Raw genomic sequence first — 16,557 nt, 5'->3', positions numbered from 1 at the left:
ATGCTTTGCTGTGGTCAGCAGCTAAATAGCATCAAAACATAAACACTTTGGTCAAAGTCGTTATAAAACAGTCTATAAAGAAAGATCGCCCCTAAAGGACAGACAAGAATTATTAGCTAAAAAAGCTAAATCGCGAATAGGTAAAAAAACCGTCGTGCTGAGAGGCAAATGCAGAAGAGCGGACAGAATGGTGGCGAGATGATGCAGCGTTCGACGCTGACAATGAGCAGTTTATGGCTGAATGAGACAGCCCTGCTGTATTAAGTTTCATTTATCGTACTCCAAAAAACGATATTTCCCTGCTAATAAGGATAATAATCCATCAATTATCCTGTTTTTGTTCGGTCAATTAGCAAGTTAAAGTTCTGGCAGATAAATCACAACAACCATATATGAAATCTTTGATTTCATATATGGTTGCATGTTTTTCAATGAGTGAAGCAAGGATGAAATAAGAAATCCCTTCCGGACAAGTGTCACCCGAAAGGGATTTGAAAAAGGTATGTGTAATGGCGTTACTGGGTGCTCGCGTCAGTCGCGACAAGCATTAAGCGGTTGAACGGACCAGGACGGACACTGATATGGCTACCGTCATCAAACTGAATACCATCATAGTAATCAGCGCCCCACTTAACCCGGGTAAACCTTGCATAACGGGCTTTGGTGTACACCGCTTCCAGCGCATTGAGCGCCCCATCGGTTTTTGCCTGAAGCAAAATGGCAGGGCTTAGCAACTTTTCAGCGACAGATTTTACGGCAACAGTCATCATAACCTCCTGTACACCCTCGAACATATTGTTCTTTTACCAAATCCTTACGCAGTTGCAACCTTGCGCGATACCGAGCGGACAAAAAACACCCAAGATAAACCATAATTACTCCGCAGTGGGATCAATGTCTCCATGGATCAAGTCTTCATTAACATTTACGTCAACACCACCACTTGTCACAAAACTGGATACCGCCAGTTGCTGCATGTCCATCGACGCTTTAACTTCTGCCATATTAAACTGTTCATCACCAGGCATCGATGGCACACCCTCGTTGTTGTCTTTACCGTCATAGGACACTGCTCCTTCATAAGGGAACAAGTAAGTCCCATGACCGCCGTGCTTAACGCGAATAGCGCCTTTAATAATCTCCGTGCCATCTAATATTGGCTGCGAAATTGGGGCGAGCTCCAAGTGACGGATTAAAGGTTCGGTTCCTGCTAGTGGCAACCCTTCGGCACTGTTGGGAACAACAGTATCAGACAGGTATTCTACCCCTTCGATACAAGACTCACCCAAGAATTCACCACAGTTTCCTGCCGCTTCAATCAGCAGAATCGGCTGCTCGGCATTCGTAGCCTGTCTGGTCGTAAAGTTTGCTGGGTCCCCTGCGTCAACCGCCGCCTGAATCGCAGCCGTCATTTCCTCAATCACCATACCGTAGATCATCTCTTCAATATCAGCGGCTTTATCACGGTTCTCCTGACTCTCAAGTTTAAAGTCACGTAACGCGTTCAATCCCTCTTCCGGTGAATGCAACGACTCATCATAGACACCGAGAATCCCGGCAACGGCTAGCTGGACATCGGTTTATTTCTTAATCTCACCAATAACCTCCTCACCCAGCAGCATGGAATTCATGACCAGATCTGTTAGATGCATTCCCGGTACAACCAGAGTAACGGTAGAAAAGGCCAGTTCGTCGACGCCCTGCGACAACTCACTCACCATAGTGGAAATTATCCCACCCAGAGAATGACCGATAAGACTAATATCACTGTTATCGATATACGGTGTGCTATTTAGTGCTTTTCTGAGCGCAAGCTGATCAAGAACCGCCTGACGCTGATTATCACGCAAGGTCAGCGGGCTCAACAAGTTCAGGTAAACGGATTTATCCTCGTTCTCTTCAGAGCTAGTGGCTGTAATGTCCATTATGCCGTCTTGATTAATATCAATACCGCGTTCACCATGAAGGGGCTGATCAATTGCTACGACAAAGCGTCCACCGCCTTGAGTGACAATGCTTTTCACCATAGTACCTGCCGACTCTTTCCACCCTGTGATACCGTGGACAAAAATAGATGTCGACAATGACTTAGTCGTACCATTTAGCGTTATAGGATTCCAATCAACCGGTGAATAGATAACCACAGGAATTTCCTGTGTTGAACGAACACCCGGCTTGGGGTTTTGGCCATGGACAAAGTTACCATGACCATCAGGATCGTCAGTCCACCAGCTATAGAGAGGTGGACAGTAGCCAACCGGATCAGCATCAACCTGCTGGTATTTCTCACTACCGCGCTCATAAAGTGAAGATACCTCACAGTTAGACGATCCTGGCATGTCCAAATAATACGGAATAGAAATCGTGGCACTATACGTCCAGTAATCTCTCCCCTTGGCCTTCAATGCCAGATTTTGCAACATTTGGGTCGGGATATTTTCCCGGGCAGCTTCCATGACCGGATAAATGCTTTGGGTTGTAAACTCAGCGCTATAAACAATTTCCCCGGTAACTCCAGCCGCTTTTAACTGACTCTGATTGCGCTGAACCTGTGCCATAGCCTGATCGCTTAATGGGTCATCCAGGGATTCACCCTTGGCAAGCTTTTCATAACCCGGAGAAGGCTTAAGCTCATTGCCCTGAATGTCCCTGATACCATTTGTCAGTGCCAATACATAGGTCGTCGACTCCGGGAATATTGTCATCGGCTTAATCACAATTTCCTGGCTTTCCGACAGGCTTGCAATAAAGTCGTCACCTGCCACCAGCCTTTTTCCGCTGGCAACGTCAAAAAGAATCACATTCTCGGATAAGGTCTCTGGGTCTATCGCGACATTCGAACCGGATAACGGAAGCGTCATCGGGTACCCGGTCGACCAGCCATCCAGGGCACCATACACATTCTCGTAGTCGTGATAATCGACAACACTGCCATCTTGTTCAGCAGGTAGTTCAATCGTCCCGTCACTGTCACCAAGCAGCAAATCATTAGGGTAATACAACTTATCCAAGGTGTAAGGAACAAACTGACGGGAGTCAGTTTCCAGCTCACTATCATCCGAACATCCATTTAACAAGGCGACTATCGGGATTAGGCAAAAATAGCTTTTATTATTCTTCATTTTCATTCCATTCAATTCGTTAGTGTATTTCAGACGCGCCATCACCCTAAAAATACGCCCCAGCCGAAATGTCAAAAGAATGTAAAATTATGCATCTATGAGCATTAAAACACTTAGATATTTTGTTTTTTATTTATTTTTTATATAAAAAGCACTCACCGTAAAAATAACCCCAAAAGCAACTATTCCCCTGCTAAATACCTCATTTAAAAGCCGCCTTTGCCAACCTTTCTCAGAGCGTCTTTTTTTCGTATTTAAAGGGCCAAATCTAATCAGCCATTGCCTTTCATCCGAATTGAACTATTTGCATAATATTTCAAAACTATAACAACCATAAAGATGTAATATTCCTTCACAACATGCCTGTCAAAATCGACCATAACCGCGTAAGTTATTGATTTATAGCCATATACCTCTTTAGAGGTATTCAAGGTCGTAGTTGATTTACGTCATATTTATTCACAATCTGACTTATTACTATTGCCACAGAATTAACGCCTGTTGTTAAGAGGATCTTATGAGCAAAGTCAGATTGGCGATTATCGGTAACGGTATGGTCGGCCATCGCTATATCGAAGAACTAGTCGATAAAGCAGACATGGAAAACTATGACGTAACAGTTTTCTGTGAAGAACCACGAAAAGCCTATGACAGGGTTCACCTGTCTTCGTATTTCTCCCACCACACTGCCGAAGAGCTTTCATTGGTCAAGGAAGGCTTCTACGAGAAACATGGCATCAAGGTTCTTATCGGTGAACGTGCGATCACCATCAACCGCGCTCAAAAAATCATCCACTCCAGCACAGGCCGCGAAGTTCAATACGACAAGCTCATCATGGCCACCGGCTCCTACCCTTGGGTTCCACCAATCAAAGGTAATGAAAGCAAAGACTGCTTCGTATACCGCACCATCGAAGATCTCAAAACCATCGAAGCAACAGCAAAACGCAGCAAGAGCGGTGTCGTCGTCGGCGGAGGCTTGCTTGGCCTTGAAGCCGCAGGCGCTCTTAAAGCTCTCGGCGTAGAAACCCATGTTGTCGAGTTTGCGCCTGTACTAATGGCTGAGCAGCTCGACCCTCAGGGTGGTGAGCAGCTTCGCAAGAAAATTGAAAAGCTCGGCGTGAACGTTCACACCGGCAAAAATACCAAAGAGATTGTTGCGGAAGGCACCAATGGCCGTAACACCATGCACTTTGCAGACGGTACCTCGCTAGAAGTTGACTTCATTGTCTTCTCAACCGGTATTCGCCCTCAGGACAAGCTAGCCATGCAATGCGGGCTGGCAACCGGCCGTCGCGGTGGTATTGCTATCGACGATCAGTGCATCACCTCTGACGAAGATGTCTACGCCATTGGTGAGTGTGCTTCATGGAATGAAAAATTCTACGGCCTGGTCGCACCTGGTTACAAAATGGCCCAGGTTGCTGTCAGTCACCTGATTGGCGAAGAAAACTCATTCGAAGACGCTGACATGAGTGCCAAGCTCAAGCTGCTCGGCGTTAAAGTAGGCAGCATCGGCGATGCTAATGGCCGCACGCCTAACAGCAAGAGCTATGTCTACCTTGATGAAAACGAAGAAGTCTATAAACGCATCATCGTTTCTGAAGATGGCAAAAAACTGCTGGGTGCCGTACTGGTTGGCGATACCTCTGACTACGGCGACCTGCTTCAGCTAATGCTGAACGAAATCGACCTGCCAGAGCACCCTGACACGCTGATCCTGCCGGCCCATGCCGGTGCTGAAAAACCAGCCCTAGGCCCGGACGCACTGCCTGACAGTGCCGTTATCTGTTCTTGCTTTGATGTTACCAAAGGCAAGATTGCACAGGCTGTTGCCGACGGTCACCACACAATGGCCGACATCAAGGCTGTTACCGGTGCCGGTACGGGTTGTGGCGGTTGTATCCCTCTTGTTACCTCTGTGTTGAATGCAGAGCTGGCTAAAACCGGTATCGAAGTAAAAAACGATGTTTGTGAGAACTTCGCTTACTCGCGTCAGGAGCTCTTCCACCTGATCCGCGTTGAAGAAATTAAAACATTCGACGAATTGCTGGAGAAATACGGCAAGGGTTACGGCTGTGAAGTGTGTAAACCTCTGGTTGGCTCGATTCTGGCGTCTTGCTGGGGTGAACACATCCTCAAGCCACAACTAGTTAAACTGCACGACACCAACGACAACTTCCTGGGTAACATCCAGAAAGACGGTACCTACTCGGTCATTCCACGCATGGCTGGCGGTGAAGTTACACCACAGGCGCTGGCAGAACTGGCCAATGTGGCGGCAGAGTACAACCTGTACACCAAAGTAACAGGTGCCCAGCGTATCGGCTTGTTCGGTGCCCAGAAAGATGACTTGCCAGCGATCTGGCGCAAGCTCATCAACGCCGGTTTCGAAACTGGCCAGGCTTACGCAAAAGCACTACGCATGGCGAAAACCTGTGTCGGCTCGACCTGGTGTCGTTACGGCGTGCAAGATTCTGTCGGGCTGGGTTCATATATCGAGAACCGCTACAAAGGCATCCGAACTCCCCACAAGATGAAGTTTGGTGTATCTGGCTGTACCCGTGAATGTGCTGAAGCACAGGGTAAGGATCTGGGCATCATCGCTACAGATGCCGGATGGAACATGTATGTCTGTGGTAACGGTGGCATGAAGCCTCGCCATGCAGACCTTCTGGCTACCGACCTGGATCAGGAAACGCTAATTAAGTACATCGACCGCTTCATGATGTTCTACATCCGCACGGCAGCACCGCTACAGCGCACATCGGTATGGATGGATAACATGGAAGGCGGAGTGGACTACCTGCGTGAAGTGATCATCGACGACAAACTTGGCATCAATACCCAACTGGAAGCCGATGTTACCCGTCTGGTTAACGAGTTCAGCTGTGAGTGGAAAGACACTATCGAAGACGAATCACAACTGACTCGCTTTGCTCACTTCATCAACTCAGAGTTGCGTGACGATAACGTCGTGTTCGTTTCTGAGCGTGACCAGCACCGTCCGGCAACGTTCACCGAGAAACACCCTGAGGCCAAAGGCGACATCCTACACGTGGAACTGGAGAACTAATCATGGCTTTTGAACAAGTTTGCGATATCACCGACATCGCCCCGGGAACTGGTGTTTGTGCACTGATCAATGGACAGCAGGTAGCGGTATTTCGCCCAAGCGATGCAGAGCAGGTTTTTGCCATCAGCAACATGGACCCATTTGCCCGTTCCAATGTGCTATCACGCGGCCTTATCTGTGAACATCAGGGCGAGCTTTGGGTAGCCAGCCCGCTAAAGAAGCAGCGCTTCAACCTGGCCACTGGCGCGTGCATGGAAGATGAGCGCTTCAATATCAAAGCGTTTAAAGCGCGTGTTACCGGCTGCAAGGTAGAAATCGCAGCCTAAGGTAACCATCGCCGAGATTTAATAGCTAAAAGGCTTCTTGATCCGTTCTGGATTTTTTCGGAGAAGAAGGTGGGATGCAGGGAGCCTTTGTCTATTCAATCTTAACTTTTAATTTTTAAACTTTTGATAATAAGGAATATTATGTCTTATAACAAACCTGCTGAATTCGTTCAGACAATGATCGACACTGGCGAAGCAAAAGTTCGCACGTCTACTCGCGACCTTGTTTTACGCGGCACGATGGCTGGCATTATTCTTTCTCTGGCCGTTGTGGTTGCCATTACAACTATCGTGCAAACCGGTGTCGGTATTGTTGGCGCGCTGGTCTTCCCGGTTGGCTTTTGTATCCTCAGCCTGATGGGTTACGATCTGCTGACAGGTGTGTTTGGTCTGGCGCCACTGGCTAAATTTGAAAATCGCAAAGGTATCACCTGGAGCCGTATCCTGCGCTGTTGGGGTTATGTTGGCCTAGGTAACCTTATCGGTTCTCTGCTTGTAGCCTTCCTTGTTGCCCTGACGTTCACAATGAACTTCAGCGTAGAAGCAGGCGCAGTCGGTCAAAAATTCATTGCCGCCGCGACAGCACGTACTGTAGGTTACGCCGAACATGGAATGGATGGCTGGATCACCGTGTTCGTTAAAGGCATTCTTTGTAACTTAATGGTGTGTCTGGGTGTTATTGGTAATATGACAGCTCGCTCTGTCGCAGGCAAAATTGCCGCAATGTGGCTGCCAATCTTTATCTTCTTCGCACTAGTCTTTGAGCATGCAGTAGTAAACATGTTCCTGTTCCCACTAGGCATGATGCTAGGCGCTGATTTCGGTGTGGCAACCTGGTTGAACTGGAACCTTATCCCGACTGTGCTGGGTAACCTGGTTGGTGGTCTGCTATTTACCTGTGTGCCGCTATACCTGACTCACGCAAAAACAGCACCGGCCATTGACGTAGAAAACGATGCAGAGATTCACGCCGAACCTGCATTTGGCGCTAAATAAAAACCGAGTCTGGTCCTGCGCGAAATGTGCAGGACCGCCCTTAACTTTCATCATCTATTGTATTGTTTTGGCTATAAAAAGTAATAACTCCTTAGGATAGTTTGCCGGTTCCTTAGCCCTGAGTTCTACTCTTTATATCCAAATTTGAACTGATAGGCGTTGCTATGACCAATCACACATCGTTAAACAGCGGTTTTGTTTCTCTTGTTGGTGCTGGCCCGGGTGATCCAGACTTGCTCACCGTCAAAGGCCACCGCGTGATCCAGCAAGCTGATGTCGTGGTTTACGACCGCCTGGTATCAACGGAAATTTTGGCGCTAGCGAACGCTGATGCCGAAATGGTTTATGTCGGTAAGAAACTGGACTACCACTGCGTACCCCAAGACCAGATCAACCAGATCCTGGTCGACAAAGCGCAGGCTGGAAAGCGTGTCGTCCGGCTAAAAGGCGGTGACTCTTTTATCTTCGGCCGTGGTGGTGAGGAACTGGAAGAGCTGGCCAAGCACGGCATCAAATACGAAGTTGTACCGGGCATTACAGCAGCGGCAGGGGCAACTGCTTATGCGGGGATCCCTCTAACACATCGAGACCATGCCCAGAGTGTTCAGTTTATTACCGGTCACGTTCAAAAAGATGGCCGTGAAATCGAGTGGACATCACTGGCTCAGTCGAATAACACGCTGGTGTTCTATATGGGGCTCAAGCAAAGTGGTCATATTAGCGACAAGCTGATCACACACGGCTTATCCCCAGACACGCCATGTGCCATTATCGAAAACGGCACCCGCAAAGAACAACGCGTCCTCACCAGTAGTTTGACTAACCTGCCAGTAGTCGCAAAAAGCGCCCAAAGCCCGGCCTTGATTGTTATCGGCAGCGTGACTCAGCTTAGCCATGAGCTGTCTTGGTTTGAGCCAGAAACAACGAATACATAACGATGAACCTCGGCGCATGTATATTGTTGCTAAGCTGTTCATCAACCTATTACACGTTTTCTTAATCTACCTTGGCTCTGCCAGAAGCACTGTACCAGCAGTGCTTCCTTTACGAATAATCAGCTGCCTTTCATCAAATGGCCTGGTTTCTATAAGCCGTGGGACAACTCGATCGTCTTCAACCACCTTCACGTACTGAAGCTGTCCAATACGATAGGTACTTGATTGCGGGATGATCAGCGCTTCATATTCGTCTGTCTGGATGCTCACCCGGGCAAACATCCCTGGATACAGCTGTTGCTCGTTTGTTTGCAGCAACACCTCACGCTCAAACGCTAACTTCACGACCACACTTCTAGAACCCGCATCAGATGCCGGTGTAATCTCTGATATTTGCCCCTCCAGCTCCAGCTCTTGTTCTGGCAACGTAACAGGCCATTGCTGGCCGAGCTGCAACAGGTGGCGCTGACTCGCCGCGATATAGCTTTCCATCATCAAGGTCAGCGGATTATACAGACTCAGCATTGCCACACCCGGAGAGGCAATAGCCCCTTTATGAACTAACTTTTGTGTCACAACACCATCAAACGGAGCGGCAATAATACTGTAACCATAAGTGGCCTGTGCTTCTTCAAGAGATGCTTCCGCCTGTTTAAAGCCGGCTTCGGCACTCTGCAGGGTACTCAATGTTTCATCAAGTTTTGACTGGGCAACCAGATTCTTCCTGAGCAGCGATTTTGTCCGCTCATAGTCCTTCCGGGCTATGTTCAACCGCGCCTGGGCACTAGCCAGTGCTTGCTCAGTCTGACGAACTCGGGCATCAAGATCGAGGTTATCAAGACGGATCAAAATATCTCCCGCTTTAACCTTATCACCAACATCCACCAGCACATCAGCCACCTGTGCCGTCAGACGTGCCGATAATGTTGCCTGCTGATCAGCAACAATGCTACCGGTATAAGTCTGCCACACAGGGAGCTTCTTGGCTTTTACTGTCACAGTCTCGCGCCCGTCCAACGCTTCACCCGGCATAGTTGTGTTTTCAGTGTCCAATTTCGCAACAAAGCCACCAGAAATAGCGAAGAACAGTATCCCCAAGCCAGCAAATGCGACAATTACCAATGATAGTTTTTTTATGCTCATATCTGCGACTCCCTGTGTTGGACCGCTGATGCGGGCGGCCGTGGTTTGGGTGGGGGTTGATAAAGAGTGGCAGGCTCAGAAATATCAACACTGGGCGGTAGACCATGTCCTGGCCGGTTGGCATAGGCAAGATAGTAAACCACCGGGATAACCAGCAAGGTAAATAGCGTTGATGCAGAGATACCGAAAATAATCGCCCATGCCAGACCATTAAAAATAGGATCAAGGGTAATAACAATATTCCCGAGCAGGGTTGTCCCGGCCGTCAGCAAGATTGGCCGCATCCTGACCGCCCCGGCTTTTATCAGGGCCGACTTCAGCGCCGCCCCATCCCGTAAGGATTGGTGAATAAATTCAATCAGTACCAGTGAGTTACGTACTACAATCCCAGCCAGCGCTATCATCCCGATCATCGCTGTTGCGGTAAACAAAGATGGGTTGGGAATACCCTCAATCTCTGTAGTACCAAACTGATTCAGTAACCAGAATCCCGGCATAATCCCAATCACGGTCAGCGGTATCGCCAGCATAATAATACCGGAAACCGCCGGTAATCCGGTTTGCAGCACCATTACGATAAACACCCCGAGCAATGCCGCACCATAAGCGAGGCCAAGATCGCGAAACACATCAAGGGTAATTTTCCACTCCCCCTCACCACTCCATGTCACCGTTATCCCAGGAGGTAGCTGCCAGTAATCATCTCCACCATTATCAAGGTAAGTACGTTCACTCAGTGCCCTTACCTGGCTGCTTTCGGCCCGGCCTCGGAGTTTAGCTTCGCTACTTTGCAGATCTGACGACACATCGGCAACCACCTCAGCCGGTACCCGCCCCGCCGCCTCGGCAAAAACATAAACCACATGACGAAGATTCTTACGCATGATCGGCTGAGGTACTGTCATTTTCTCAAATCGCCCTAGCTCCGATAGCTGCACCAGCGGCTGCCCGGCATCGACAAGTCGTCCCTGTTCAACCTTTTTGGCTATCCCCGGCATGCCCCGAACATAGAGGCTTTCCAATGCCCCCAGCTCATCACGACGGTTTCGAGGCAAACGGATTTCGATCGGCAACGGGCTGATCTCAAACTCATCATGCAGATAACTCACGACCCGGCCACGATTGGCTGCCGCCAGAGTCTGATTAATATCCTGTACCGAGACTCCTGACAGGGCGGCTTTTTCCGTATCGACCACAAAGCGCCAACTTTCAATATTGTCCTGGATTGTTGTATCCGTCTCGACAACAAGCGGTTCACGCTGCAAACGTTCGGCAACGATTTTTGCTCCGGTCTGTAACTCATAGTAAGGCGTATGTGGCTGGCCATAGACTTCGGCCACGATAGTAGCAATCACGGGTGGCCCTGGCGGGGTTTCCACCAGCTGAATATCGGCGTTTAATTTATCGGCAATTGCTGTTAGATCTGCCCGAATCCGGGTAACCAGCTCATGGGACTGCTGCTGACGTAAATTCTTCCCGGCCAGCACAATACGCAGTTCACCCTGATGAGGCATCATCCGCATAAAGTAATGCCTGACCATACCGTTAAAATCCATTGGCGACGCAATACCGGCAAAACCTGATACCGATACCACTTCAGGCACACTCTTCAGGTAATCGGAAAAATCACTGAGGGCATTCGACGTTTGCTCTACGCTGCTGGTCTCGGGCATATTGAGCACGAGCTGAAACTCATTCTTATTGTCATAAGGCAACAACTTCAGCGGAACCACACGCAATGCCGGCAATATAGCCGCAGCAACAAATACAATACCGATCACAGTAAGAAAAAGAATGCTATTGCGTTTACGTGCCAGAATCGGCGTCAACCCCTTGTCATATATCTTGTAAAGTAACGTATTCTCAACCTGGTAATGGCCGGATTCATGGGCGGACGTCAGGATCTTTTTGGCCAGCCATGGGGTAATCAAGAAAGCCACTGCAGTACTGAAGATCACACTGATAGGAACATTGAATGCTAACGGCGCCATATAGGGCCCCATCATTCCGGTGATAAAGAACATCGGGGTGAAAACAATGACAATTGCCACAGTCGACATAAGCAATGCACTACGGATTTCAGCCATCGCCATTACGATAGCCGAAGACTTACTCAGGTCTTTGCGTTTAAGAAACCGCTCAATGTTGTCGATACTGGCAATCGGGTCGTCCACTATCAGGCCGAGGGCCAAAATTAATGCGAACAAAGTTACCCGGTTAATGGTATAACCGAACGCAAGATCCACCGCCAGCGCCGCCCCATAGCTAATTGGAATCGCAATAGCGACCACAAGTGCTGAACGCCAGTTAAGAAAAACACCGACAAACACCACGACTGTCAGAATCGACAGCCCCAGGCTAGAGACCAGGTTGCCCACTTTTTCATTGGCTGTATCACCATAGTTACGAATCACCGACAGGTTGACATGGGGTGGAAACTGGTTACGAACCATATTTTCAAGCATGTCGATTACATCATCGGCAACCCAGACAGCATTGCTGCCTTTCTGCTTGGCTATCGCAAGAAACACTGCGGGATAAGGTTCCGCCCCCTGCAACCCAAACTGACCGGCTGCCGGTCCCCAACTAAACCAGGTCTGATCACTGGCTTCTTCAGGACCATCGGTCACAACGGCAATATCCTGCAAATAAACAGGTTGGCCATTGACGACATTTACCACCGTCTGGGCAACTTCCTCGGCATTCCGAAAAAACTGGCCGCTCTCTAGCTGGTAAACATGCCCCTGTTGATGAATGTTACCCAACTGCTGATGCTGGTTGGTCAGTACAAAGGCCTGCTGGATATCATCAACGGTTGTCATCCGACTAGCCATTGCTGCAGTATCCAGTGAAATCTGGATCACCCTCGGGTTCCCCCCGACGACCGATACCTTATTGGTATTATTCAGCGCCTGAAGCTGATTAACCGCTTGATCGGCAATACGACGCAGCTCGGCATTACCCGTTTGTTCCGGCACCGTACTATATAACGCGGCAACCACAATGGGGACGTCATCGATTTCAATCGGCTTCACCGCCCACTGGGTCACCGATGGTGGAATCAGGTCCAGGTTTGAATATATTTTGTTGTAGAGTTTTATTAAGGCTTCTTCACGCTGCTCTCCGACATAAAAGCGCACAATCACCTGAGCAGCACCTTTCATCGATGTCGAATACACATCCTCGACACCGTCTATCTGAGTCAGCAGCTTTTCGAGAGGCTGGGTAACCTGGTGTTCAACTTGAGCAGGAGAAAGACCCGGTGCCTGAATTAACACATCCGCCATTGGCACGATAATCTGCGGGTCTTCTTCTCTAGGCGTAAGTAGCAGAGCCATCAACCCTGCTGTCAATGCCAGAAAAATCAATATAGGGGGAAAGAAACTATTGAGGAATTTGGCAACAAAGCCTTGATTGACGTTCTCTGTCATGGCGCTCCCCTTCTCTAATTTTTCTAACTCAGTATCTCTTACTCTTGTACTCTTTTATGATCTGCGGCCTGAGGTTACTGCAAGCCGTTTTTACTGTGTTGCCGTTTAGGTTAGTTCACACCGGCAGCATTAACTTTGAGCTCTTCGGCATTTTCTTTTGTATCTGTCCATTTACTGCCCAGCCAGATCCCGCCGACCATGCTAACAACAAAAACAATTACATCAGGATTGGTGCCTGATAACGATGTTACCGCTGGTCCCGGGCAAATACCGGCAATCCCCCAACCAAGACCAAACAGTACCGAACCACTAATCAACCTACCATCAATAGACTTCTTCTTACTCAGGTGAAAATCAGCGGCACAAACGGGAGTCTTCATTTTACGCACAATCAAAATATACGCTGGCATAAACACCATGATTGCTCCTCCCATAACAAACGCCAGACTCGGATCCCAGTTACCAGCAACATCAAGAAAGCCAATAACCTTTGCCGGATCAACCATGCCCGACATCATCATGCCCAGACCAAACAACAAACCAGAAAATAGAGCTACAACGCGAGTTAACATTTTTGCCTCTTAACCATGAAAACGGATAAATACGGTAATGACTGCGGTTACCATGAAAATACAGGTTGCTACGATCGAACGCTTCGACAATCGGCTCATACCGCAGATCCCATGGCCGCTGGTACAACCATTGGCGAGCTTGGTCCCCATCCCCACCAGCAACCCTGCGACAATCAGCCAGGCTGAAGAGGTCACCGGAAGTGATTCCGGTAATACAAACCCCAGCATAGGAGCCACAAAACCAGCTGAAATCATCCCGACAACAAACAGCAACCGCCACGAAAACCCGCCTTTAATCGGTTTTAGCAAACCGGCCACAATACCGCTGATACCGGCAACACGCCCATTAACAATCAGTAGAAGTGTTGCGGATAAGCCCAGCAACATCCCGCCAGCCAACGCACTCCATGGAATTTCGACCATTATTTCCTCTTCTCTATGTCTTTATTTTCAAAACAAATATCTTGCAGTGTCTCAAGTAACTGTTTTGCCTTTTTATCGGCAAGTGAATAAAACACCTGTTGCGACTGCTTACGAAAACTTACCAGCTTATGTGCTTTTAATACGGCAAGGTGCTGAGAAAGCGCAGATTGGCCTAGGCTCGAATGTTGCTGAAGCTCTTTTAGCGCAACTTCACCTTTTGTCAGCTGGCATAGCACCATTAACCTCTCGGGGTGAGCAACTGTCTTTAGCCAGTTGGCTACTTCATTGGCATGACAGTGCATTTTTTCTACATCAATCATCTCAACTCCTATCACCGCGATAACTATATTAGAGATTACTAAACAACTAGATTAAGTCAAGTCTAATTTAGATAAAAATTTATTAGACATCACTAAAATAAGTGCTTATAGTTTTGTCAGTGACATTGACGTTGGCTAAGCCGCTTAAGGAGAAAGGTTATGACATTAGAAAATGCAGTCCGAGTATTTGCCGGTACCATGATCCTCGTATCTGTCGCATTAACGCTTTGGGTTCACCCCTATTTCTATTGGTTTACCCTGTTTATTGGGGTTAACCTGATCCAAAGTGCATTTACCAATGTTTGCCCTGCAGCAAATATGTTGGGCAAACTAGGCTTTAAATGATGGCCGTATGTTGACCACCAAAGCCAAATAATGAAAAAGGGTTTATCGACATGCGTAAGCCCATTTATCTGTTTGATTAGAGTCTTGTGGAGATATCAATGACCAAAATCCTCATCGTCGGTGGCGTAGCTGGCGGCGCATCTGCTGCAGCCCGCGCTCGTCGTCTCAGTGAAGACGCTGAAATCATCATGTTTGAACGCGGTGAATTTGTTTCATTTGCTAACTGTGGCTTGCCATACCACATTGGTGGGGACATCAAAGATCGCAGTAAACTGCTCCTGCAAACGCCTGAAAGTTTCCTCGCCCGATTCAATGTTGATGTTAGGGTGATGAATGAAGTGGTTAGCATCAACCGTGCCGACAAGTCAGTTACTGTCCGCAACACGCTGGATAACAGTGAGTATGTCGAAAGCTACGACTTCCTGCTGCTGAGCCCAGGTGCCGCACCGGTTATTCCGCCTATTCCTGGCCTTGATAACCCGCTGACCCATTCTCTGCGTAATATTCCGGATATGGATAAGATCATTAAGACGATCGAAATGAATAAGCCGGAACACGCAACCGTTGTTGGTGGCGGGTTTATCGGCCTCGAAATGATGGAAGCGTTCCACCAGCTCGGCATCAAAACCACCTTGATCGAGATGGCCGATCAGATCATGACACCCGTTGACAGAGAGATGGCAGGCTTTGCCCACCAAGCAATCCGCGATAAAGGCATCGATCTTCGCTTGGGTGTTGCACTCGAATCAGTCGAGTACATCCCTGGCGGCTCTATAGCCAACGAAGATGCCGGAGAGAGTGCAGAACACCAGCACCTTTGCGGTGAGTTGATACTTAACCTGAATAATGGCGATACCCTAAATACTGATATCTTAATCATGGCTATCGGTGTGCGCCCGGAAACAACACTGGCTACCGAAGCCGGATTACAACTCGGCGAACTTGGCGGTATTTATACCAACGAGCATATGCAGACAAGCGATCCTGCAATTTACGCCGTCGGTGATGCCGTAGAAGAAGCCGATTTCGTGACAGGCAAACAGACTCTTGTGCCACTTGCGGGCCCGGCAAACCGCCAGGGGCGTATGGCTGCCGACAACATGCTTGGTCGCAACGAGTCTTATCACGGCACACAAGGTACCGCGATTTGTAAGATCTTCGATCTTGCCGTTGCTTCAACCGGTAAAAATGAAAAATCACTCAAACGTGAAGGCATCCGCTTTGAGAAAGTTTACGTACATACCGCAAGCCATGCCAGCTACTATCCCGGTGCGGAGATTGTCTCGTTTAAAATGCTGTTTGATCCTGAAACAGGCAAGATCCTCGGCGCCCAGGCAGTGGGCAAAGACGGCGTAGACAAGCGTATCGATGTGATGGCCGTGGCCCAGCGCGCCGGTATGACGGTTGAGCAGCTACAGCACCTGGAGCTTACCTATGCTCCACCTTATGGCAGTGCCAAAGATGTGATTAACCAAGCCGCTTTTGTTGCTAGCAATATCATCAAAGGCGATGCCAAACCGATTCATTTTGATGAAATAGAGACACTTTCTGATAATCAATTGCTGCTCGATGTCCGTAACCCCGGTGAACTGGAAAACGTTGGCTTTATTGAGGGCTCGATAAACATACCGGTCGACAGCCTGCGCCATCGTATGGATGAACTGCCTAAAGACAAGGAAATCATTGTGATTTGTCAGGTGGGACTGCGTGGTAACGTTGCCTATCGTCAGCTCGTCAACAACGGCTATCAGGCACGCAACTTAATTGGCGGCTATCGTACCTATAAGTTTGCGAAGGCGTAAATACAAAAGTATTTGTCTCAAACACCATTGCTGTGCTTCTGTCGTACAGCAATGGTGGCAGGAGCA

14 protein-coding genes are annotated in these 16,557 nt (G+C 48.5%); 6 read left to right on the top strand and 8 right to left on the bottom strand.

The window, feature by feature from the left end; genetic code table 11:
* Positions 1–515 precede the first annotated feature (515 nt).
* The 3 genes from BIT28_RS09810 to BIT28_RS09800 all read right to left on the bottom strand — a co-directional run bounded on the left by BIT28_RS09810 (position 516) and on the right by BIT28_RS09800 (position 3,122).
* Positions 516–770, bottom strand: coding sequence for a hypothetical protein (locus BIT28_RS09810; protein WP_245823675.1), 255 nt, complete (start codon positions 768–770; stop codon positions 516–518).
* A 105-nt stretch (positions 771–875) separates the two neighbouring features.
* Complete coding sequence (locus BIT28_RS09805; protein WP_075763382.1) at positions 876–1,508, bottom strand: hypothetical protein; 633 nt, start codon at positions 1,506–1,508, stop codon at positions 876–878.
* Between the two features lie 72 nt (positions 1,509–1,580).
* A complete protein-coding gene (locus BIT28_RS09800; protein ID WP_075763381.1) occupies positions 1,581–3,122 on the bottom strand; it encodes an alpha/beta fold hydrolase in 1,542 nt (513 codons plus the stop codon).
* A gap of 517 nt (positions 3,123–3,639) precedes the next feature.
* On the opposite strand from BIT28_RS09800, the gene nirB reads away from it, so the two are divergent.
* The 4 genes from nirB (at position 3,640) to cobA (ending at position 8,455) form a co-directional block, all read left to right on the top strand.
* Positions 3,640–6,198 (top strand): nitrite reductase large subunit NirB, encoded by a 2,559-nt coding sequence (gene nirB, locus BIT28_RS09795; RefSeq protein ID WP_075763380.1) that lies wholly within the window; start codon positions 3,640–3,642, stop codon positions 6,196–6,198.
* A 2-nt stretch (positions 6,199–6,200) separates the two neighbouring features.
* Entirely contained in the window at positions 6,201–6,524 is a 324-nt protein-coding gene (gene nirD / locus BIT28_RS09790) for a nitrite reductase small subunit NirD (RefSeq protein ID WP_075763379.1), read from the top strand.
* A 141-nt stretch (positions 6,525–6,665) separates the two neighbouring features.
* Entirely contained in the window at positions 6,666–7,520 is an 855-nt protein-coding gene (locus BIT28_RS09785) for a formate/nitrite transporter family protein (protein WP_075763378.1), read from the top strand.
* 164 nt (positions 7,521–7,684) lie between these two features.
* Positions 7,685–8,455 carry a uroporphyrinogen-III C-methyltransferase gene (cobA, locus tag BIT28_RS09780; RefSeq protein WP_075763377.1) on the top strand — a complete coding sequence of 257 codons (771 nt, stop codon included), beginning with the start codon at positions 7,685–7,687 and terminating at the stop codon, positions 8,453–8,455.
* Between the two features lie 66 nt (positions 8,456–8,521).
* Here the strand turns inward: cobA and BIT28_RS09775 are convergent, their stop codons facing one another.
* From BIT28_RS09775 to BIT28_RS09755, 5 genes are all read right to left on the bottom strand, one after another.
* On the bottom strand, positions 8,522–9,598 hold the full coding sequence (locus BIT28_RS09775) for an efflux RND transporter periplasmic adaptor subunit (protein ID WP_075763376.1): 1,077 nt from the start codon (positions 9,596–9,598) through the stop codon (positions 8,522–8,524).
* Positions 9,595–13,029: an efflux RND transporter permease subunit gene (locus BIT28_RS09770; protein ID WP_083651777.1), complete on the bottom strand. Its 3,435-nt coding sequence runs from the start codon at positions 13,027–13,029 to the stop codon at positions 9,595–9,597. The genes BIT28_RS09775 and BIT28_RS09770 overlap by 4 nt, the downstream gene beginning before the upstream one ends.
* Before the next feature lie 110 nt (positions 13,030–13,139).
* Positions 13,140–13,601: a YeeE/YedE family protein gene (locus BIT28_RS09765; RefSeq protein WP_075763375.1), complete on the bottom strand. Its 462-nt coding sequence runs from the start codon at positions 13,599–13,601 to the stop codon at positions 13,140–13,142.
* Positions 13,602–13,610: 9 nt separating this feature from the next.
* The gene (locus BIT28_RS09760) at positions 13,611–14,027 is read right to left on the bottom strand and encodes a YeeE/YedE family protein (RefSeq protein ID WP_089153672.1); all 417 of its coding nucleotides are present in this window, start codon (positions 14,025–14,027) and stop codon (positions 13,611–13,613) included.
* Entirely contained in the window at positions 14,024–14,344 is a 321-nt protein-coding gene (locus BIT28_RS09755; RefSeq protein ID WP_075763373.1) for an ArsR/SmtB family transcription factor, read from the bottom strand. The genes BIT28_RS09760 and BIT28_RS09755 overlap by 4 nt, the downstream gene beginning before the upstream one ends.
* 159 nt (positions 14,345–14,503) lie before the next feature.
* Between BIT28_RS09755 and BIT28_RS09750 the strand changes: the two genes are divergently transcribed.
* A complete protein-coding gene (locus BIT28_RS09750) occupies positions 14,504–14,689 on the top strand; it encodes a YgaP family membrane protein (protein WP_075763372.1) in 186 nt (61 codons plus the stop codon).
* A gap of 98 nt (positions 14,690–14,787) precedes the next feature.
* Entirely contained in the window at positions 14,788–16,491 is a 1,704-nt protein-coding gene (locus tag BIT28_RS09745) for an FAD-dependent oxidoreductase (RefSeq protein WP_075763371.1), read from the top strand.
* Positions 16,492–16,557: the final 66 nt, after the last annotated feature.

This window comes from Photobacterium proteolyticum (assembly GCF_001939735.1).
Lineage (GTDB): Bacteria > Pseudomonadota > Gammaproteobacteria > Enterobacterales > Vibrionaceae > Photobacterium > Photobacterium proteolyticum.
Note: the sequence above shows the minus strand (reverse complement) of the source record. Positions and strands in the feature narration are given on the sequence as shown.

Coding starts and splice junctions, on each gene's coding strand:
- BIT28_RS09810 (WP_245823675.1), bottom strand. CDS start 770: ATGATGACTGTTGCCGTAAAATCTGTCGCTGAAAAGTTGCTAAGCCCT.
- BIT28_RS09800 (WP_075763381.1), bottom strand. CDS start 3,122: ATGAAGAATAATAAAAGCTATTTTTGCCTAATCCCGATAGTCGCCTTG.
- nirB (WP_075763380.1), top strand. CDS start 3,640: ATGAGCAAAGTCAGATTGGCGATTATCGGTAACGGTATGGTCGGCCAT.
- nirD (WP_075763379.1), top strand. CDS start 6,201: ATGGCTTTTGAACAAGTTTGCGATATCACCGACATCGCCCCGGGAACT.
- BIT28_RS09785 (WP_075763378.1), top strand. CDS start 6,666: ATGTCTTATAACAAACCTGCTGAATTCGTTCAGACAATGATCGACACT.
- cobA (WP_075763377.1), top strand. CDS start 7,685: ATGACCAATCACACATCGTTAAACAGCGGTTTTGTTTCTCTTGTTGGT.
- BIT28_RS09775 (WP_075763376.1), bottom strand. CDS start 9,598: ATGAGCATAAAAAAACTATCATTGGTAATTGTCGCATTTGCTGGCTTG.
- BIT28_RS09770 (WP_083651777.1), bottom strand. CDS start 13,029: ATGACAGAGAACGTCAATCAAGGCTTTGTTGCCAAATTCCTCAATAGT.
- BIT28_RS09765 (WP_075763375.1), bottom strand. CDS start 13,601: ATGTTAACTCGCGTTGTAGCTCTATTTTCTGGTTTGTTGTTTGGTCTG.
- BIT28_RS09755 (WP_075763373.1), bottom strand. CDS start 14,344: ATGATTGATGTAGAAAAAATGCACTGTCATGCCAATGAAGTAGCCAAC.
- BIT28_RS09750 (WP_075763372.1), top strand. CDS start 14,504: ATGACATTAGAAAATGCAGTCCGAGTATTTGCCGGTACCATGATCCTC.
- BIT28_RS09745 (WP_075763371.1), top strand. CDS start 14,788: ATGACCAAAATCCTCATCGTCGGTGGCGTAGCTGGCGGCGCATCTGCT.